The organism is Stenotrophomonas sp. a6 (assembly GCF_030913325.1).
Classification (GTDB): Bacteria; Pseudomonadota; Gammaproteobacteria; order Xanthomonadales; family Xanthomonadaceae; genus Stenotrophomonas; species Stenotrophomonas maltophilia.
In genome coordinates this window covers 1,150,746-1,170,835 of record NZ_CP133161.1, presented here as the reverse complement: position 1 = coordinate 1,170,835, position 20,090 = coordinate 1,150,746, and the positions used below count along the sequence as shown (strand labels likewise).

Here is a 20,090-nt window from a genome sequence, read left to right as displayed (position 1 = left end):
GGGACACCACCAGATTCCATTTCAAGGCAAGCGATACTCTCCGTGAACCTTCGAGAGGCCGCGATGACATCCAGCCATATCTACTTCGCCGCACACGGAATCTCCGCATCACTGAACTGGGCAGCCGAGGTATTGGCCGACTGTGGTCTTGAGCTCGAATTGGAGCTGGGTGGGAACAGTGTTCTCATTACGGGCGATGAAGACGTTCGCCTGCGGCTCTCTCTCAACGACGCGCCCCATGTCCTCCAGGAAGCCATCGAGCTAGCGCATGGCACTGGACACGTACATGCCATGAGCCAGTGCACGGCCAGATTCGAGATCTCAATCACCGACCTGGAGGCGGTTTTGGATGAGATGAACACGCTGATCGAGGTCCAGCAGACACTGCTCACCGCCGTGGACGGTGTCCTGTGGAACGAGTGGAACGAAGCACTCAGCCGGTGATTTCCGGCTGAGGCCTGGCCTTCGGCCCCAGCAACGCCAGCAGCACGAAGACCACGACCGAGGCGACGGTACCGAGCGCCGCCGGCAACCCGAACGCCCATGCCGAACGGCGCTGCTGGCGCGCCCACTGGGCCAGATGCCAGGCCGCGCCCAGGTTGATCAGCCAGGCAATGACGAACACCGGCCATAGCACCATGCCCACCGCGCGCAGCAGGGGCATGGACACCAGCGCGGCAGCGATCGCCGCGATCAGGAAGATCAGGGCCGAGCGGGAATGGCGTGCCGTGGGTACGCTCATGCGGCCAACCTGCGCACCATCACCAGCACGCGATAGCTGCGGTTGTCGGCTTCCTGCAGCGGCTTCCAGCCCAGCCGCGCATACAGCCCACCGTCCAGGGCCTCGGTCTGCAGGTAGAGATCGGAAACCCCCATCCGCACCGCCTGCGCCGCTGCTTGCTCCACCAGCGCGCCAGCCAGCCCACGCCCGCGATGGCTGTCGGCCACGAACACGCTGCCCAGCCAATGTTCGTACTGTGGGAACGCCTGCATTTCCCGCCGCTTGAGCTGGACTGCGCCAACCACCTGACCGTCATCGAATGCGGCGATCAGGTGCGGGAAACCTTCGGCATCCTGTGGCGGATTGAGCCGCTGCAGTTCCTGTTCCAGTGTCAGGCCGGCGTCCTGGCCCCATTCCGCGTGGTACCACTGGGCCAATTGCTGCCGTTCCGGTGCGTCGGCGGGTAGTCCCCTGAATTCCATGGCAATGCCTCGATCCCGATGTCACCCAAGGGGATCATGGACGGCGCCCGAAGGGAAGCCTTCTGTAGCGTCGAGCCATGCTCGACACATCAGGCCATGCGCGAAAGGCAGTCGAGCATGGCTCGACGCTACAAATGGCGCGACGGCAACTCAGCCCTGGGCGAAGTCCTTCAGGATCTCGCCAACGCCGCTGGGCGAGATCTCGAAGCCCAGCGGGGTACCGGGGTTGATCACCACGCCGTAGCCACCCGGCACCCGGCGCAGCACGTCCAGCATCCGCCAGCGGATCTGGTGTTCGGCCTGCTGGCTGTAGATGCCCACCCGCGACGGATCGGTGAACACGGCCACGTGCAGGGTGCCCTGCTTGTCGAACAGCAGCGGGTCGAAGCCGCTGCCATCGGGGGTCACCAGGCTGCCGGTCAGCAGTACCACCTCGGAGGCGACGAAGGCCTCCATGAAGGCGCGGATCGGCACCGACCCGTCCATCGCCGCCTTCAGCAGGGTTTCGATCGGGGTCTGCGGGGCGAGGTCGGTCATGGCGATACGGCGGGGCGTGAGGGGTGCCTATTGTGCCGGATGCGGCCAAACCCGGTAGTGCCGGCCACTGGCCGGCACCTGCAGGTACCCGGAATCCGGGGCTGCCGGCCAGCGGCCGGCACTACCGCCCCAGACGCTGGTCCCGCGCCTTCTGGTCGGCCATCGCCTTGTCCAGCTCGGCCTGCAGCGCCGGCTGCTGCACGGCAGCGTCCAGCACATAGACCTTCACGCCGTGCGCGGGCACGTCGGCCTTCAGCGGACCGTTCACCTGCAACGAACCGCCGTCCAGCGCATCGCGCCAGCGGCCCGCCTGGACGTAACGCGACACAGTGAAGCTCTTTGCCCTGTCGCCCTTGTTCAGCAGCACCAGCGCGGTCTGCGCCACCTCGCCATGCTGCAGCACGCGCAAGAACACCGCCTCATCGCCCTGCAGGCGCTCGTTCACCTGCAGGCCGCGCTGCAGCGCCGGGGTGGCTTCGCGCAGCCTGGCGATACGCTGCAGCGGCGCGAAGATCGGGCTCTTCGGCGCCGCATCCACACGCGGCTGGCCGAAGTACGCACGATTGCCGGCATGCTCGGCACGGCCACGCATGAAGCCCGTCTCCGAACCGTAATAGACCACCGGAATGCCGCGCGCGGTGAACAGCCAGTTGTGCGCATCGATGAAGCCGTTGTCACTGGCCTGAAGGCGCGGCATGTCGTGGTTGTCGTAGAAGCTCATCAGCTCGTACGGATTGGCATACGGGCCACCGCTCAGGTGCAGTGGCTCAGCCAGGGTCTCGAAGCCCTTGTTGGCGGTGCCGAAGCTCTGCTCCAGTGCGCCGCGCAACGGGAAATCCAGCACGCTCACGTTCGCGTTGGCGGGCCAGGTGTGCTCGGCGATGCGCGCGGCATCGTAGTCGAACGCTTCGCCGAACATGAACATGCCCGGATGCTCGGCGCGGATGCGCTTGACGAATTCATGCCACCACGGGTGCGGCAGCCAGCCGATGGTGTCGATGCGCAACGCGTCCACGCCCTGCGCGGTCCACTGCAGGTAGGCGCCGACCAGGTAGTCCATCACCGCCGGATTGTCCTGGTTGAAGTCCGACAGCTCGGCCAGGTTGCCGTCGAAGATCGAGCCGTCCTTGCTGTCGACCGGACCGATGTTGTTGTAGAACGCGTGCAACGGGTTGTGCTTCGGATCCAGTTTCTGCGGCGGCAGGTTCTGGTGGTCGGCAATCAGTTTTCCGTCCTTGTCGAAGATCTGCCCGAACTGCGGCTGCCGTGTCGGCATGGTCCAGGCCGGCGAACCGTGGTTGCCTACGATATCCAGCACCACCTTCAAGCCAGCACCGTGCAGGCCCTTGGTCAGCCCGGCGAAGTCCAGGTCTCTGCTCGGCAGGTGCTCGTCGAGCTTGTAGAAATTGATGCCCCAGTAGCCGTGGTAACCGGTCTTGCCGCGGTCGGTCAGCGTGCTGGTGCAGCTGATCGGCTTGCTGCCGGTAAAGGCCTCGTCCGGGTTGTCGACGATGGGCGTGATCCACACCGCACCGAAGCCCAGGTTGCGGATGTACTGCGCATTGTCGAGCACGCCACGGAAGTCGCCGCCGAGATAGCCGATGTTGCCGTCCACCTTGTCCGGGCACGGCACCGGGATATCGAAGGTGCGGTGCGCGCCACCCTGGTCACGATGGTCGTTGGACGGATCACCGTTGACAAAGCGGTCGGTGACCACGAAATACACCGCATCGCTGGCGAACGGCTCGGTGGTGCCGACGTAGTCCGGGCGCGGCGCGGCCGCGGCCTGGCCGGCGAACAGGGCAAGGGAAACAGCAACAGCCAGGACACCACGCATCACACCACCTCCGGACGGGACGGAACCCGCAGCACGCACAGGCCGGCCAGGAACAGGCTGCAGCCGCCCAGCACCAGCACATGCATCGGCTGGCCACCCAGCCATGCGCGCAGGGCAAAGCCAAGCGCACTGGCCGCCACCAGCTGCGGAATCACGATGAAGAAATTGAAGATGCCCATGTACACACCCATCTTCGACGCCGGCACGCTGTCGGACAGCAGTGCATACGGCAACGACAGGATCGAGGCCCAGGCAAAGCCCACACCCACCATCGACAGCAGCAGCCAGTGCGGGTCGCGGATGAACATCAGCGAGACCAGGCCAGCGCCGCCCAGCCACAGGTTGACCAGGTGGCTCCAGCGCAGGCCGATCGCACGCACCATCGGCGGAATCAGCACCGCCGCCAGCGCAGCGAAGCCGTTGTAGGCGCCAAACAGCACGCCCACCCAGTTGGCACCTTCGTTGTAGGCGGCCGACTGTGGATCGGTCGAACCGAAGTGGGTACCGGCCACCGCAGCGGTGGTGTAGATCCACATGGCGAACAGCGCGAACCACGAGAAGAACTGCACCCACGCCAGGCGGCGCATGGTGACCGGCATCGCGCGCAGGTCGCCGACGATGGCGGCCAGCATATGCGTGGCCGGCAGCGCGCGCGCCGCCGCCAGCAGCAGGCCGTAGCCGGCGCACAGGCCGGCCAGCACGTACAGCATCCTGTCGCCTTGCCGCCAGGTGATCAGCAGCGCCAGCAACACACCCAACCCAAGCCACAGGGTCACCCGCGTCCATGAAGCCGGGCCGTTGATCGCGGCCGCCGCGTGATGTTCCGGTGGCTCGGCATCATCGAACCCGGCCAGCTCCGCCGGTGAATATTCGCGGGTGCTGACCACCGTCCAGGTGATCGCCGCGAGCAGCACCACCGCGCCGAAGTAGAACGCATAGCGCACAGTGTCGGGCACTTCCCCGGCGGCCGCGGTGTTGGCAACGCCGAAGTGGGCCAGGATGAATGGCAGGAAGCTGGCGACGATGGCGCCCACGCCGATGAAGAAGCTCTGCATCGCGTAGCCGGCCGGACGCTGGCGTGGCGCCAGCTGGTCGCCGACAAAGGCACGGAACGGCTCCATCGATACGTTGATCGAGGCATCCAGCACCCACAGCGTGCCGGCCGCGATCCACAGCGTCGGCGAGTTCGGCATCACCAGCAGCGCCAGCGTGGTCAACACCGCACCGATCATGAAGTACGGACGACGACGACCCCAGCGGGTCCAGGTGCGGTCGGACAGGTAACCGATCACCGGTTGCACCAGCAGGCCGGTCAGCGGCGCGGCAATCCACAGCCCGGGTACCGCGTCGATGTCCGCACCCAGCGTCTCGAAGATGCGGCTGGCGTTGGCGTTCTGCAGGGCGAACCCGAACTGGATGCCGAGGAAGCCGAAACACATGTTCCAGATCTGCCAGAACGACAGCTGCGGTTTGGCGGGACGATTCATCGTGCCCCCTCTTCCATCGCCACCGGCGCCACCGTCAGCGCCTGCACCTGGGCCTGGTTGAGCACGCCCTCGCGGCCGCCCTTGCCACCGGTGTAGTGCGCGAAATGTTCAAGCGCGCTCATGTTGAAGCCCTCTTCAAGCGCAACCGTGCATTGCCCCTTTGGCACCGTGAATGTTGCCGAGGTCGAGTCCTGCACGGCCACGCTGTGCGGCAGCGTGACCGTATGCCGCTGCAACGGCTGGCCCGGGCACTGCAGCACCAGCTGCTTGACCGCAGCCGTGACGCCGGTGTTGATCGGCCCGTTCGGGTTTCGATATTGCAGGCGCAGGCGAACCTGCCCGGCCTTGGCCGAGGTGAACTGCCAGCGCTGCGCACCCTTCAGCACCTGCTGCGGACCGACGCAGACCATTGGGCTGTGCAGCGATTCCAACGCGCCTTCGCGTCGGGTCAGGCTGAGGCAATGCTGCAGCCCATCGTCGTTGATCTGCACCTGGCCGTTGCTGGCGACGACGGCCCTGCCGTCCTTCCACAGAACCTGCCCGGCTTGCACCGGAACGTTCCAACCCGTGCCCCTGCGCAGGGCCTGCGGTGCCGCGGGTGTTGCGGGCGCACGCGCGTTGGCATCCGCAGTCGTGGCAGCGAAGCCTGTTGCTGCCGGGGCAGTCACCAGCTGCACCGTGGTGGTCGTGCCGCGCGTGGTGGTCCTGCCCGCCACCAGCAAGCCATCGCCCACGCTCTGCGGACGCTCCAGCACATAGCGCTTGCCAGTGACTTCCAGGCTGATGCTGCGCTGCGTGCCGAACAGTTCCGGCACCAGCACCGCCGGCAGCTTGGGCTGCACGCGGCCATCGTCCTGCACGCCGATCACGCCTTCGACCACCATCGACAGATACCCGGCCACCGACCACAGCTGGCGTTCGGAGTTGACCACCGGGCCGCTCAGCGCGCCTTCCTCGACATGCACGGCCTGGCTGACCAGCTCGTAGTTCTCCATGTTGGAACCGGCCAGCGCGGCGCCCCGCATCAGCGAACGGATCTCGGCGGCGATGCGCGGCGCATCGTCCAGCTGCCGCGCCGCACGCAGCGAGTAGGCGCTGACAAACGGCCAGATCGCACGGTTGTGGTAGATCGGCTGCTGCGCTTCCTGCGGCCAGACCACGGGGCTGCCGGCTGGCCCCATCGGGTAAGCAGCCAGTGCACGGCGTGCGCGCTCGGGCGGCAGCACCCCGGCGAGGATGCCCAGCGACAGGCCCAGCAGATCGACCTTGGCGTACGGCACCGGGTGCGCGGCTTCGCCGATGTAGCTCATGTACTGGCCGATATCCTCGCGCCAGAAGCGCGCATCGATCTGCTGCGCCAACGCATCGGCCCACGCCTTGTAGTCGGCCGCGCGGGCGTCGCCGTGCTGGCCGGCCAGGCGTTCGGCCAGGCGCAGTGCCTGGTAGTGCAGCACGTTGGTGGACAATGCGTAGGAATCACCGATGAAGCGCACGTCCTCGCGGGTCCAGTCCGGATAGGTCTGCTCGCGCCAGTCCAGGAACGAGGTCTCGCCACGGTACAGGCCCACCTGCGCGTCGAACACCATCGCGCGGTCCTGCGCCAGCGTGCCCTGCAGCGCCTGCCAGACCTGGTCGGCAAACGCGCGATCCTCCAGCAGATGACGTGCCGCCAGGAACCACACCACGCGATCGCTGCTGATCGGCCAGCTGCCACCGGAACCGGTGTCCTGCGCCACGAACAGGCCGGGCGTGTGCCCGTCGCGCGCCACCGACAGCTTGAACTGCAGCGACTGCCGGGTGCGCTCCGGGTCCAGCCGCGCCAGCGCCAGATCGGCGGCGAAGCTGACATCGCGGGTCCACACATAGGGCCAGCGCGCGCCGGTCTGGAAGCACTCGCACGGCACCGCTCGGCCTTCGTCGAACGCGGGATCGCGAATCGCGTCCACGCGGTCCTGGTCCATCTCCTGCTGGGCCAGCGCGAACAACGCGTCGAACATCACGCTGCCGGTCTGGCTGCGCATCGGTGCGGCTGCGATCTGCACTGCGCCCTTCGGCGTATGCATCACGAAGCTGCCGTTGGCAGCGGCTTCGGCGCGCGCATGGCGGCCGTCGAATTGCAGGTCGGCCGCCTGCGCGGTCGATCCCAGCGCTGCCCCCAGGGCAGCGGTCAGGCAAATGATCTTCAGCATCGAAGCGGCGGACCGGCTTGCGCCCGTCGGCCTCCCTCCCTCTCTGCACGCGTTGTAGGTCCGCACCGTCGTTGCCGGCGGGCGGGCGCGGCCCCTCCCTCAAGGTGCCTTGGCCCCATGGTAGACGCGGGGCTGTCGGCTGCGTCCAGCTGCATACGTATTCATGGCGCCACGCGGTAGCGCGCCTGCTGCGCTGGCTTATGGTCCGGGTCTGCCAACGGCGCCTTGGGAGGGGAAATGCCGATGCCACACACGGTTGTACGCGCGCTGTTCGCGCACATGTTCGGCCTGGCCCTGTTGGGCGTGGCCACGCTGGCGCAGGCCGCGCCACAGGTCGCCAGCGTCGAATCACCCGGCAAGGTGCTCAAGGTCAGCCTCGTGCTGGACGGCGGCACCGCCCGCTACCGCGTCGAGCGTTTCGGCGAACCCGTGGTGGAGGATTCGAAGCTCGGCTTCGCCCTGCGCGACGGCCGCCTGGACCGCGATTTCGCCCTGCTTGGCCAGCAGCGGCGCAGCGTCGACGACAGCTGGGAGCAGCCGTGGGGCGAGCGCCGGCTCACCCGCAACCACTTCAACGAGCTGACCGTGCAGCTGGCCGAAACCACCGGCAGCAAGCGTCGGCTGGATGTGGTGTTCCGCGCCTACGACGATGGCCTGGGCTTCCGCTATGTATTCCCCGAACAGCCGAACCTGCACGAGGCGATCATCGATGACGAACTGACCGAGTTCGCCATCGCGCCTGAATCCACCGCTTGGTGGATCCCCGCCGGCGAGCCGATCCACTACGAATATCTGTACCAGCGCACGCCGCTGCGAGAGGTGCCGCTGGTGCATACGCCGATGACCGTGCGCAGCCGCGATGGCCTGCATGTGGCCATTCACGAGGCCGCTCTGGTGGACTACGCCGGCATGTGGCTGCGGCGCACCGAGGGGCAACGCCTGCGCGCGCAGCTGTCACCCTCGGCCGAAGGCTGGAAGGTGCGTCGTGCCCTGCCCTTCGCCACGCCGTGGCGCACGCTGCAGATCGCAGACCGCGCCGGTGGCCTGGTCGAATCGGACCTGATCCTCAACCTCAACGAGCCCAATGCGCTGGGCGATGTAAGCTGGGTGAAGCCGGCCAAGTACGTGGGCGTGTGGTGGTCGATGCACCTGGACAACGAGAGCTGGGCCACGGGGCCGAAGCACGCGGCCACCACCGCCAAGACGAAGAAGGTGATCGACTTCGCCGCCGCGCATGGCTTCCGCGGCGTGCTGGTGGAGGGCTGGAACCCGGGGTGGGACGGCATGTGGGTGGGCAACGGCTACGACTTCGATTTCACCCGGGCCACGCCCGATTTCGACATTGAAGCGCTGTCGGCATATGGCCTGAAAAAGGGTGTGCACCTGATCGGCCACCATGAAACCGGCTGCGCCATCGAGCACTACGAGGGCCAGCTGGGCGCCGCGCTGGACCTGTACGCACGGCTGGGCGTGGACCAGTTCAAGACCGGCTACGTCTGCGACGATGGCCAGGTCGACCGCCGCAATCCCACGGGGGGCCCACTGTGGCGCGAGTGGCACGACGGGCAGTTCATGGCCCGCCATCACCTGAAGGTGGTGCAGGAGGCTGCGCGCCGGCACCTGTCGGTGAACCCGCATGAGCCGATCAAGGACACCGGCCTGCGCCGCACCTACCCCAACTGGATCTCGCGCGAAGGCGCGCGCGGCATGGAGTACAACGCCTGGGGCCAGCCGCCGAACCCGCCCGAGCACGAGGTCAACCTGGTGTTCACCCGCATGCTGGCCGGGCCGATGGATTACACCCCCGGCATCCTCAGCCTGAAGGGCCGCCACGGCCAGGCCATCCCCAGCACGCTGGCCCGCCAGCTGGCGCTGTACGTGGTGCTGTACAGCCCGATCCAGATGGCCGCCGACCTGCCCGAGCACTACCTGCAGCACCGCGAGGCATTCCGCTTCATCGAGGATGTGGCGGTGGACTGGGAGCAGAGCCGCGTGCTCGATGGCGAAGTGGGCGACTACGTGACGATCGTGCGCCGTGACCGCAACAGCCGCGACTGGTTCCTCGGCAGCATCACCGACGAACACGGCCGCGTGCTGCCGGTATCGCTGGGCTTCCTGGAGCCAAGCGTGCGCTATCGCGCCGAGATCTACCGCGATGGCCAAGGCGCCGATTTCCGCAGCAATCCGTTCGCGTTCGCGCGCGAAACCCGCGAGGTGACCAGCGCCGATGCACTGACGCTGGTGCTGGCACCGGGCGGTGGGCAGGCCATTCGCTTCACGCCGCTGTGAATGCCCCGGTAGTGCCGGCCGCTGGCCGGCAACCCGGTGATCGTGATTGCCGGCCAGCGGCCGGCACTACCGCACGAGGTACCTGAAAGCGATTACATCCCTGCAAGCGCCATTGAATACGTATGCAGGGTGATTCCCGCGAAGAACGCGCTGCCTACCATAGCGGCGACGACAGCGGCCACCGCGTCGCACGTCCACGGTCACTCCGGGACGTTCACGAATCGATCTGCAACATTGCCTGGGAGGGGAAAATGTTGAACCACAAGCGCAGCGCGCTGAGCATCGCGCTGGCCGTTGTCCTGGCGCCGACGCTGGCGTCGGCACAGTCCACGCAGAGCACCACCACGCCGGCCACCACCGCCGCCACCAACCTGGATACGGTGCAGGTCACCGGCATCCGTCGCGGCATCGAGAACGCGATCGCGATCAAGCAGGACGCCACCTCGGTGGTCGAGGCGATTTCCGCCGAAGACATCGGCAAGCTGCCCGACGTCAGCATCGCCGAATCGATCTCGCGCCTGCCCGGCCTGGCCGCACAGCGCGTGGCCGGCCGTGCGCAGGTGATCAGCGTGCGCGGCCTGTCGCCGGACTTCGCCACCACCCTGCTCAACGGCCGCGAAGTGGTCAGCACCGGTGACAACCGCGGCGTCGAGTTCGACCAGTACCCATCCGAACTGGTCAACGGCGTGACCGTCTACAAGACCCCGGACGCGGCGCTGGTCGGCCAGGGCCTGTCGGGCACCATCGACATGCAGACTGCACGCCCGCTCAGCTTTGGCGAGCGCGTGATCGCGGTCAGCGGCCGCTACCAGAAGAGTTCGCTGGGCCGCGCCGCCAACGTCGATCCATATGGCAACCGCTTCAGCGCCAGCTACATCGACCAGTTCCTGGACAAGACCCTGGGCATTGCCATCGGCTACGCGCACAGCGACATGCCGATCCAGGAGAACCAGGTCGGCCTGTACGAACCGTGGACCACCGAACACACCGACAAGGGCGAGCGCCCGGGCGTGGGCGCCGGCACCTACTTCTCCGATGGCATCAAGGCGCTGCGCCGCACCGGCAACAACAAGCGCGACGGCGTGATGGCCACGATCCAGTTCCGGCCGAACAACAGCTGGACCAGCACCTTCGATGCGTTCCACACCGAAGCCGAGCAGATCGACACCGCCAACCAGTTCGAGCTGAACCTCAGCAACTACAACGGCAACTACACCCCGGGCCTGCTGGTCAGCAACCCGCAGATCAACGCCAACGGCTCGTTCACCGGCGGCACCGCCAGCGGCGTGTATCCGCTGGTGCGCGGCATGTACAACAAGCGCAAGGACAAGATCGATGCGTTCGGCTGGAACAACGAGTTCAACTTCGGCGGCGTCAAGCTGGTCGCCGACCTGAACTACTCCAAGGCCACGCGCGCTGAGCTGAACCTGGAAAACAACCTGCAGCTGACCCCGATGCCGCAGCTGGACACGGTCGGCGTGTCGATCCGCCAGAACGGCTTCTCGCAGATCAACCCGGGCCTGAACTACTCCAATCCCGACGCGCTGTTCCTGACCAACACCATCTACGGTTCCGGCTACGGCAAGGTGCCGCAGGTGGAAGACCGCCTGAAGGGCGGCAAGCTGGCCGCCACGATTGCGCTGCCCGAGGCCATTGCCTCGTGGGCGCCAGACCTCGACATCGGCGTGAACTATGCCGACCGCCGCAAGGTGAAGACCCAGTCCGAAGGCAACATCCTGCTCGGTGCACAGGGTGATGCCAACATCGCCTCGGACCTGCAGTACCGCCCGGTCGACCTGAGCTTCGCCGGCCTCGGCACCATCCCGGCCTGGAACGTGCCGGCCGCGGTCGGTCGCTACATGATCTTCAACCCGGTCGACAACCTGGACTACCTGATTCCCAAGTCGTGGACGGTGCAGGAAAAGATCACCACCGCGTGGGCGCGCCTGAACATCAACACCGACATCGGCGTGGTCGGCGTGCGCGGCAACATCGGCGTGCAGATGCAGCACACCGACCAGAGCTCGGATTCGCGCTACTGGGACAGCTCGCAGCCGGCTGGCAGCAACATCCAGCCCTACTCCGCAGGCCGCAAGTACAACGACTGGCTGCCAAGCTTGAACCTGGCCTTCATGTTCCCGCACCAGCAGACGCTGCGCTTTGCCGCCGCCAAGCAGGTTGCGCGGCCGCGCGTGGACCAGATGCGTGCCGGCCTGGAGTTCGGCGTGGACACCGGCACCGGCCGCCCCGGCGGCAGTGGCGGCAACCCTTTGCTGGACCCGTGGCGCGCCACCGCACTGGACCTGTCCTATGAGAAGTACTTCGGCGAGAAGGCTTACGTGGCCGCCGCGATCTTCTACAAGGACCTGAAGAGCTACGTCTACACCCAGTCGGTGGACAACTACGACTTCACCGCGCTGCTGGGCAGCTACGTACCGCCGCCGGGCATGACCGCACCGGTGCTGACCACCGGCACCTTCTCCGCGCCGCAGAACGGCAAGGGCGGCACGCTGAAGGGCCTGGAGCTGACCGCATCGTTCCCGCTGGACATGCTGACCGACAGCCTGCGTGGCTTCGGCGTGCAGGCCAGCGCGACCTTCAACAAGAGCGACATCACCATCCTGGATCCGGAAAGCGCGTCCAGCGTGGGCAGTGACCCGATCAGCCTGCCGGGTCTGTCCAAGCGCGTGTACAACTTCACCGCCTATTACGAGCGCAGCGGCTTTGAGGCACGCGTGAGCCAGCGCCGACGTTCGGACTTCATCGGTGAGATCGGCAATTTCAACGGCAATCGCAGCCTGCGCTACGTGGTGGGCGAAAACGTGACCGATGCGCAGGTCAGCTACACCTTCAGCGACAGCAGCGCCCTGCGGGGGCTGACCCTGCTGCTGCAGGGCAGCAACCTGACCAACGAGCCGTACCGCACCTACGCCGGCAGCAAGGACCGCCCGCTGGAGTACATCGAATGGGGCCGCACCTACATGCTGGGCGTGAACTACAAGTTCTGACCACGACCGGGTAGTGCCGGCCGCTGGCCGGCAACACAAGGGGAGCAGGACCGGAAACCCGCTGCGCAGGCAGCGGGTTTTCTTTTGCGTGGATGCCCTTCACCGCAATCCCACCCACAAAAAAGGGACGGGGCGCTTCGGCCCCGTCCCCGCAAGTACCGCCACCGGAGAAAACGGTCAGCTGCGTCGGGCGCAATACACCGCGCGCGGCGGCAGCTGGAGTTCATTGCCCTGCACCGTGCCCGCATCCGGGCCCGGCACCGCCACCTGCTGCCAGTTGCCCGGCGGCAGCGGATGGCTCACCGCTTCGGCCGACAGGTTGAAGGCCAGCAGGAGGGTTTCATCTGCAAGCATACGCTCGAACAGCAGCACTGGCTCGGCGCTTTCGATGAACCGGATGCTGCCATGCAGGAGCGCCGGCTGGCTACGCCGCCAGGCCAGGAAGGCGCGGAACGCCGCCAGGACCGAGTGCGGGTCGCGCTCCTGCACGGCCACCGCCGCCGCCCGGTGCTCGGCCGGGATCGGCAGCCAGGGCGTGCCGGAGGTAAAGCCAGCCAGCGGAGCGTCGGTCCACGGCAGCGGGGTACGGCAACCGTCGCGGCCCTTGAAATTCGGCCAGAAGGTGATGCCATACGGGTCCTGCAGCGCCTCGAACGGCACCTCGGCCTCGGCCAGGCCCAGCTCCTCGCCCTGGTACAGGCACACCGAGCCGCGCAGCGAGCACAGCATCGCCACCAGCATCCGCGCCAGGCGCGGATCGGCCGGATAGCCGCCCCAGCGGCTGACCGCGCGTTCCACATCGTGATTCGAAACCGCCCAGCACGGCCAGCCTTCGGTCATCGCCGCTTCCAACCGCGAGACCGTGTCGCGGATGTAGGCCGCGCTGTAGTCGTCCACCAGCAGCTCGAAGCTGTAGCCCATGTGCAGGCGGCCGTCCTGGGTGTACTCGGCGGTGGTGGCCAGCGAGTCTTCCGACGAGATCTCGCCCAGGCTCACCGCGCCCGGATACTCATCCAGCAGCGCGCGCAGCTGCTCCAGGAATGGCAGGTTCTCCGGTTGGGTGTTGTTGTAGAAGTGGTACTGGTAGGCGTACGGGTTGTCCGGACTGAAGCCGCGGCCCACGCGCTTGTCCGCCGGCTTGGGCGGGTTATCGCGCAGCTGCGCGTCGTGGAAGCAGAAGTTGATCGCATCCAGGCGGAAGCCGTCCACGCCGCGGTCCAGCCAGAACCGCACATTGTCCAGGGTGGCCTGCTGCACGTCCGGGTTGTGGAAGTTCAGGTCCGGCTGGTCGACCAGGAAGTTGTGCAGGTAGTACTGCTCACGGCGCGGTTCCCACTGCCAGGCGCCGCCGCCGAACAGCGACAGCCAGTTGTTGGGCGGGGTGCCGTCCTCGCGCGGGTCGGCCCAGACGTACCAGTCGGCCTTCGGATTACTGCGGTCCTGGCGGCTCTCGCGGAACCAGGCGTGCTCGATCGAGGTATGGCTCAACACCTGGTCGATCATCACCTTCAGGCCCAGGTCGTGCGCCTTGGCCAGTAGACGGTCGAAGTCGTCCAGGCTGCCGAACAGCGGGTCGACGTCGCGATAGTCGGCGATGTCGTAGCCGAAGTCGGCCATCGGCGACTTGAAGAACGGCGAGATCCAGATCGCGTCCACGCCCAGCGCGGCAATATGGTCCAGGCGCTGGATGATGCCCGGCAGGTCGCCCACGCCATCGCCGTTGGCATCGAGGTAGCTGCGCGGGTAGATCTGGTAGATGACGGCTCCGCGCCACCATGGATAGTGCGACATCGACAGCCCCCCTCCGGGCATGCGGGACCCGCCGGCAGCGGGCCGAAATCCTGATCCGGCAAGCTTAGCGGCGGCCTCGCGGGCATGGCGCAACCTGCATACGTATTCACGCAGGCGGCAGCGTTTGCGGGGCCGGGAACGCCGGCCAGCCCCGTTTGCGCCCGAATTCACGGCCAGCGCCTATAATCGGTGGTGAGCCTGAAAGCCTGATCGCATGACCATCACCGAAGACACCCGTCCCGCCCTGGGCCTGCCCCAGATCCAGTCGCTTGCCGCGGCCGACATGGCCGCCGTCGACGCCCTGATCCGGCGCCGGCTGTCCTCGGACGTCGTGCTGATCAACCAGATCGCCGACCACATCATTTCCGCCGGCGGCAAGCGCCTGCGCCCGATGCTGGTGATGCTGGCCGGCCACGCGGTCGGCCAGGCCGGTCCGGAGCACCACCAGTTGGCGGCGATCATCGAGTTCATCCATACCTCGACCCTGCTGCACGATGACGTGGTGGACGAATCCAGCCTGCGCCGTGGCCGCAGCACCGCCAACGCGCTGTGGGGCAACGCGCCCAGCGTGCTGGTCGGCGACTTCCTGTACTCGCGCAGCTTCCAGCTGATGGTCGAGCTGGAGCGCATGCCGGTGATGCAGATCCTGGCCGACGCCACCAACCGCATCGCCGAGGGTGAAGTGCTGCAGCTGCTGCACGTGCACAACCCGGACACCGACGAAGCCGCCTACCTGCGTGTGATCGAGCGCAAGACCGCGGTTCTGTTCGCCGCCGGCACCCGCCTGGGTGCGCTGGCCAGCGGCGTGGACGAAGCCACCCAGCAGGCCCTGTTCGACTACGGCATGCATCTGGGCTACGCGTTCCAGATCGCCGACGACGTGCTGGACTACTCGGCCAATGCCGAGGAACTGGGCAAGAACCTGGGCGACGACCTCGCCGAGGGCAAGGCCACGCTGCCGCTGATCCACGCGATGGCCCACTCCGACGACGCCACCCGCGAGCGCCTGCGCACCATCGTGCAGGACGGCGACGCTTCGGCGATGCCGGAAGTGCTGGCCGCGATCCGTGCTACCGGCGGCCTGGAGTACAGCCGCGCGCGTGCCGAGGAATATGCCGAAGCCGCCGAGCGCGCGCTCGATGGCCTGGGCGACAACGATGCCGTGGCGGCCCTGCGTGGCCTGGCGCGTTACGCGGTGCAGCGTTCGCATTGATGGGTTGAGGTATGCCGACCAACGGTCGGCACCCACCCACCGGCATTCCGGTGGGTGCCGACCGTTGGTCGGCACTGAAGCATCGGTAGTGCCGGCCGCTGGCCGGCAACCTCATGATGCTGCGGATGTCACGGGAACGCCGGCCAACGGCCGGCACTACCGCTGCGCGGATCAACGTTTCTCGAAGCGCTCCTCGAAGAACTCATCCAGCGCCTTCCACGCGCGCTTGGCCGCCCGTTCGTTGTACTGGCACCCCGGCGGGCTGTTGGCATCGCGCTCGGCAAAGCAGTGCACCGCCCCGCTGTAGTTGGTGAACTCCCAGTCGACCTTGGCGGCGTTCATTTCCCTCTGGAAACCGGCGATATCCTCGGCGGTCACGCTCTTGTCGTCGGCACCATTGAGCACCAGCACCGACGGGTGACTGCCACCGGCCTGCGCCGGCAGCGGCGAACCCAGCCCGCCGTGCAGGCTGACCACACCGGCCAACGGCGCACCTGCACGGGCCAGCTCCAGCACCGTGGTGCCGCCAAAGCAGAAGCCCACCGCACCGATCCGGCTGGCATCGAGCGGCACCCTGCCGGCCTGCGCCTTGAGCACGTTCACCGCTTCCAGCGCACGTGCCCGCAGCAACGGCCGGTCGTTGCGCAGCTTGGTCGCCACCGGCCCGGCCTCGGCATCGGTCTTCGGCCGCACGCCCTTGCCGTACACATCGGCCACCAGCACCACGTAGTCATCGCCGGCCAGCTGCTTGGCCTTCTCGATGGCCGATTCGTTCACACCCTTCCAGTTCGGCACCATCACCAGGCCCGGGCGCTTGTCGTTGTCGCCGTCGTCATAGACCAGCACGCCACTGAAGGTCGTGCCCTGGTGTTTCCACTCCACCGGCTGCGTCTTCATCGCCGCCCACGCCGGCATCGCCGCCAGCCCCAGCATCACCGCCACACCGCATCGCCAACGAATCATGCGCCTGCTCCGCAAGAAGAAGGGGACGGAGGGGATTAAGCCGTATTCGCCCCTCCCGCGTCGCATTCTGCATTGGCGACGTGACGCAGGTGTGGTTGGATACGACTTAATCCCCTCCGTCCCCTTTTTCGCATGAACCTTGTTGATCGCTTTCTGTCTGGCCTGATCCCACGCCTGCCCGCCGACGATGCGCCGCAATGGGCTCACGTCCAGGGCGCCGGCGCAGAAGACCTGCAGCGCCTGCGCATGCAATGGCCGCAGGTGCCTGACAGCCTGGTGGAACTGTTGTCGCGCGTCGATGGCACCCACTTCCGCGAGTACCCCGGCGGCGGGGTCTGCGTGCTGATGCTCGGGTCGGACGTGGAAGACGGCGGCTACCCGTACTACCTGCGCTCGGTCGCGCAGATCTTCGAGGACCAGCAGCAATGGGACGACAGCATCCGTTCCATCTACGAAGAGTGGCTGGATGACGAGCCGGAGATTCTGGGTGAAGGCATCGACGCGGATCTGCCGATGAACCGCCGCCTGTGCTTCTCGCACTGCATGAACAACGGCGGCACGTCGATGCTTTACCTGGATTTCAACCCCGCACCGGGCGGCACGGTCGGCCAGGTGGTGCGCTACCTGCACGACCCGGACAGCTATGCGGTGATCGCCCCCAGCTTCGATGCGTATCTGCAGCAATTGATCGACGGCGGCTACGCATTCATCGACGAGGATCAGTAGATCCACGCCATGCGTGGATGAATTTCTCCGGAGGGTTGCCGGCCAGCGGCCGGCACTACCCGATGCCCAGGCCCGGAATCGCGCTGATGCTGTCCGGGTCGAATCCGGCCAGCTCGGCGAAATGACGGCCACGCGCCACGTAATCGCGGTACGCACCAAAGCTCGGTGCGCCCGGCGACAGCAGCACCACCCCACCCTGCTCACCCAGCGCGGCGCGTGCCAACGCCATCGCTTCGGGCAGGTCACCGGCCGCATGCAGACCGAAGCGACCGGTATCGGCCAGCGGCTGCAGCATGGCGTGGATGCGCGGGCCGTTGCTGCCCATGGTCACGATCTCCACCGGCGGCACGTCGTGCGCCATGTGCTGCATGAAATCGGTCCAGTCCAGGCCACGGTCGTGCCCGCCCACCAGCAGCGCGATGCGCTGGCCGGCGAAGCACTCCAGCGCAGCCAAGCTGGCATGCGGCGTGGTGCTGATCGAATCGTTGACGTAGGTCAGGCCATCGGCCACGCCGATGCGCTGCAGGCGGTTCGGCAGCGGACGGAAGTCCTGCACCGCCGGCGCCAGCACCACCGCGTCCAGCCCCAGCGCTTCCAGCGCGGCCAGCACCGCGCACAGGTTGCCACGGTTGTGGCGGCCCGGCAGCGGCGTGTTGCGGGTATCGAACACCGGCTGTTCGCCACGGTGCACGATGTCACCGCGCATGTGCCAGCCCTGCGGTTGGTTGAACCAGACCACCTCGCTTTCGGGCAGCGACAGCGCGGCAAGATGCGGATCGGCGGCGTTGAGCACGGCGATGCGCGGCGCAGCTTCAGTCACCAGCCGCAACTTGTCTTCGATGTAACGCTGTTCGCTGCCGTGCCAGTCCAGGTGTTCCGGGAACAGGTTCAGCACCACCGCCACCTGCGGGCGGGCGCCACTGCGTGCCACTTCGCCGGTCTGGTAGCTGGACAGTTCCACCGCCCAGTACTCAGGCGCGGGCTGCGGGTCCAGCACTTCCAGCAGCGGCAGGCCGATGTTGCCTACCAGGCCGGTACGGTGGCCGGCGGCACGCAGCAGGTGCGCGACCAGCGCGGTGGTGGTGCTCTTGCCCTTGGTACCGGTCACGCACACGGTGTCGTGCACGATGCCATCGTCGGCCGCGTGTTCGGCGAACCACAGCGCGGTGCCACCAATGAAGCGGGTGCCCTGCCCTTCCGCCGCCAACGCGATTGGCTGGTAGGGGCTGATGCCGGGAGACTTGATCACCACGTCAAACGCGGCCAGCGCTTCAGCAGAAGGCTCGCCACGCACGTCCAGCACGCCCTGCGTTTCCGCACGCGCGGCCTCGACTTCAGCCGCCGGGCAGAACAGGCTCAGCGGCAGCGTGGGCAGGCGCTCACGCAGCACCGCAAACGCGGCGCGGCCCTCACGGCCCCAGCCCCACAGCGCAACGCGCTTTCCTTCAAGCTTCGAAATCTTCACGCACCCGTTCCCACAGCGCAGGCGGAACGCGATGCTCGCCCTGCAGCTGCAGCAGCGGCGCCAGTTCCAGTTCGGCGGCATCCAGCTGCGGCTGGATCTCGTTGCAGAAGCGCTTCACCAGCACGTCTTCCTTCCACTCCGGGCGTTGCGCCAGGGTCGCCATCGCCGCACGCGATTCGCGGCCTTCGCCCACGCACTCGAACGGCTTGTGGTCCTGGAATTCCAGCAGCGCATCGAAGCCACCGGCCTGCTCGGCATCGTCCAGCAGGTTGCGGCCGAAGATGCGCACCAGGCGCGTCTTGGGCATGAACGGGGCCAGCGCCAGGAACACGAAGTGGCACTTCGGGCAGACGCCGCACCAGCGGTTCACCGGGCGCTCGCCGAGGATGTGGAAGTTGCGGTTGCAGCTGGAGAAATGCGCGTCGTAGAAGTCACTCTTGGCGAACTGGCGGGCCACCGCCAGCTCGGACATCGGGCGCAGCAGCGAGTAGTACTGCAGGTCCGCCGCCACGTACTTCTGCACATGGCTGCCGAACGCCTGCTCGCAGGCCCAGCCCTTGGACCACTGATGATTCACTTCGCCGGTGCCCGGAATCTGGCTGCCGTAGCTGGCCGAGCGCTCGTTGGAGAACACCACCTGGTCCACGCCGTGCAGCAACGCGGCCAGCACCATGATCGCCGAGTTCACCACCGTCACCGGGATATGGCCGTTCCATGCGCCCTGGCGATTCAACTCGAACAGTTCAGGTGCCAGCGTGCGGCCCAGGTTCAATGTCGGCAGGCCGGTGCGCTCGGCGCACGCACGGATCAGCTGCGAGCCACCGATCCAGGTCACGGTCTCGTCCACGCCCGCACGGCGCAGCGCTTCGATGCTGACCAGCGAATCCTTGCCGCCGCCGATAGCCACCAGCGCGTGCGGCTGCAGGCCCAGCGACGGCGCCTGCACGGCCTCGCCCTGCACCGGCAACCGGAAGCGGCCGCGCAGGTTCAGGCCATTGCGGTAGGCGAATTCGCCCAGGCCGTTGAGGTAAATGGTCTCCACCAGTGCGGCGGTATCGGCATCGATGCTGTAGCTGTCGATGCTGACCGTCTCCGGCACGCCCGCCTTGTAGTAGCTGACACCCGCGATCAGGTGCAGCAGCTGCAGCGCACGCTGCACGGCGGCGGCACGCGCCTCGTCCAGCACGAACGGGGCGCCCGGCACGGTGATGGTTTCCACCATCTCCGGGCCGTCATCAAAGGCATAGACCAGCCTGGCCACGCCGGTCTCCGCGGCGAATTCGCAGCGGACGAAGCGGAAGCGGGAAACCTGGTGTTTGTCGAAAGCAGTCATGGTGTATCCGGTCAGGCACGGGCCCGCGCGATGGCGCGGGGCGTGTCGG

At 67.0% G+C, this 20,090-nt stretch carries 15 protein-coding genes; 5 read left to right on the top strand and 10 right to left on the bottom strand.

Features of this window, described 5'->3' with window-relative positions:
* Positions 1-42: 42 nt before the first annotated feature.
* Positions 43-444: a hypothetical protein gene (locus tag Q9Q79_RS05445; RefSeq protein WP_223846373.1), complete on the top strand. Its 402-nt coding sequence runs from the start codon at positions 43-45 to the stop codon at positions 442-444.
* Here Q9Q79_RS05445 and Q9Q79_RS05440 read toward each other — a convergent pair.
* The 6 genes from Q9Q79_RS05440 to Q9Q79_RS05415 all read right to left on the bottom strand — a co-directional run bounded on the left by Q9Q79_RS05440 (position 434) and on the right by Q9Q79_RS05415 (position 7,253).
* Positions 434-742: a hypothetical protein gene (locus Q9Q79_RS05440; RefSeq protein ID WP_201862446.1), complete on the bottom strand. Its 309-nt coding sequence runs from the start codon at positions 740-742 to the stop codon at positions 434-436. The genes Q9Q79_RS05445 and Q9Q79_RS05440 overlap by 11 nt on opposite strands.
* On the bottom strand, positions 739-1,203 hold the full coding sequence (locus tag Q9Q79_RS05435; protein WP_062606669.1) for a GNAT family N-acetyltransferase: 465 nt from the start codon (positions 1,201-1,203) through the stop codon (positions 739-741). Before Q9Q79_RS05435 ends, Q9Q79_RS05440 begins: the two co-directional genes overlap by 4 nt.
* Positions 1,204-1,353: 150 nt before the next feature.
* Positions 1,354-1,740 (bottom strand): SseB family protein, encoded by a 387-nt coding sequence (locus tag Q9Q79_RS05430; protein ID WP_062606668.1) that lies wholly within the window; start codon positions 1,738-1,740, stop codon positions 1,354-1,356.
* A 121-nt stretch (positions 1,741-1,861) separates the two neighbouring features.
* On the bottom strand, positions 1,862-3,577 hold the full coding sequence (locus Q9Q79_RS05425) for an alpha-amylase family glycosyl hydrolase (RefSeq protein ID WP_201862444.1): 1,716 nt from the start codon (positions 3,575-3,577) through the stop codon (positions 1,862-1,864).
* Positions 3,577-5,064, bottom strand: a complete 1,488-nt coding sequence (locus Q9Q79_RS05420) for an MFS transporter (protein WP_012479383.1) — start codon at positions 5,062-5,064, stop codon at positions 3,577-3,579. The genes Q9Q79_RS05425 and Q9Q79_RS05420 overlap by 1 nt, the downstream gene beginning before the upstream one ends.
* Positions 5,061-7,253 (bottom strand): Six-hairpin glycosidase-like protein, encoded by a 2,193-nt coding sequence (locus tag Q9Q79_RS05415; protein WP_201862442.1) that lies wholly within the window; start codon positions 7,251-7,253, stop codon positions 5,061-5,063. Before Q9Q79_RS05415 ends, Q9Q79_RS05420 begins: the two co-directional genes overlap by 4 nt.
* Before the next feature lie 237 nt (positions 7,254-7,490).
* Between Q9Q79_RS05415 and Q9Q79_RS05410 the strand changes: the two genes are divergently transcribed.
* Positions 7,491-9,542 carry a glycoside hydrolase family 97 protein gene (locus tag Q9Q79_RS05410; RefSeq protein ID WP_201862440.1) on the top strand — a complete coding sequence of 684 codons (2,052 nt, stop codon included), beginning with the start codon at positions 7,491-7,493 and terminating at the stop codon, positions 9,540-9,542.
* A 251-nt stretch (positions 9,543-9,793) separates the two neighbouring features.
* Positions 9,794-12,550 carry a TonB-dependent receptor gene (locus tag Q9Q79_RS05405; RefSeq protein WP_201863653.1) on the top strand — a complete coding sequence of 919 codons (2,757 nt, stop codon included), beginning with the start codon at positions 9,794-9,796 and terminating at the stop codon, positions 12,548-12,550.
* Positions 12,551-12,727: 177 nt separating this feature from the next.
* Here Q9Q79_RS05405 and Q9Q79_RS05400 read toward each other — a convergent pair whose 3' ends face one another.
* Positions 12,728-14,341 carry an alpha-glucosidase gene (locus Q9Q79_RS05400; RefSeq protein WP_005408452.1) on the bottom strand — a complete coding sequence of 538 codons (1,614 nt, stop codon included), beginning with the start codon at positions 14,339-14,341 and terminating at the stop codon, positions 12,728-12,730.
* A gap of 214 nt (positions 14,342-14,555) precedes the next feature.
* Between Q9Q79_RS05400 and Q9Q79_RS05395 the strand changes: the two genes are divergently transcribed.
* Positions 14,556-15,554 (top strand): polyprenyl synthetase family protein, encoded by a 999-nt coding sequence (locus Q9Q79_RS05395; protein ID WP_005408451.1) that lies wholly within the window; start codon positions 14,556-14,558, stop codon positions 15,552-15,554.
* A 171-nt stretch (positions 15,555-15,725) separates the two neighbouring features.
* Here the strand turns inward: Q9Q79_RS05395 and Q9Q79_RS05390 are convergent, their stop codons facing one another.
* On the bottom strand, positions 15,726-16,517 hold the full coding sequence (locus tag Q9Q79_RS05390; protein ID WP_012479377.1) for a dienelactone hydrolase family protein: 792 nt from the start codon (positions 16,515-16,517) through the stop codon (positions 15,726-15,728).
* 132 nt (positions 16,518-16,649) lie between these two features.
* Between Q9Q79_RS05390 and Q9Q79_RS05385 the strand changes: the two genes are divergently transcribed.
* Complete coding sequence (locus tag Q9Q79_RS05385) at positions 16,650-17,243, top strand: SMI1/KNR4 family protein (RefSeq protein WP_049397516.1); 594 nt, start codon at positions 16,650-16,652, stop codon at positions 17,241-17,243.
* A 55-nt stretch (positions 17,244-17,298) separates the two neighbouring features.
* Here the strand turns inward: Q9Q79_RS05385 and murD are convergent, their stop codons facing one another.
* Both murD and murL read right to left on the bottom strand, forming a co-directional pair.
* A complete protein-coding gene (murD, locus tag Q9Q79_RS05380) occupies positions 17,299-18,708 on the bottom strand; it encodes a UDP-N-acetylmuramoyl-L-alanine--D-glutamate ligase (RefSeq protein ID WP_201861913.1) in 1,410 nt (469 codons plus the stop codon).
* The gene (murL, locus tag Q9Q79_RS05375) at positions 18,689-20,041 is read right to left on the bottom strand and encodes a UDP-N-acetyl-alpha-D-muramoyl-L-alanyl-L-glutamate epimerase (protein WP_201861911.1); all 1,353 of its coding nucleotides are present in this window, start codon (positions 20,039-20,041) and stop codon (positions 18,689-18,691) included. Before murL ends, murD begins: the two co-directional genes overlap by 20 nt.
* Positions 20,042-20,090 lie beyond the last annotated feature (49 nt).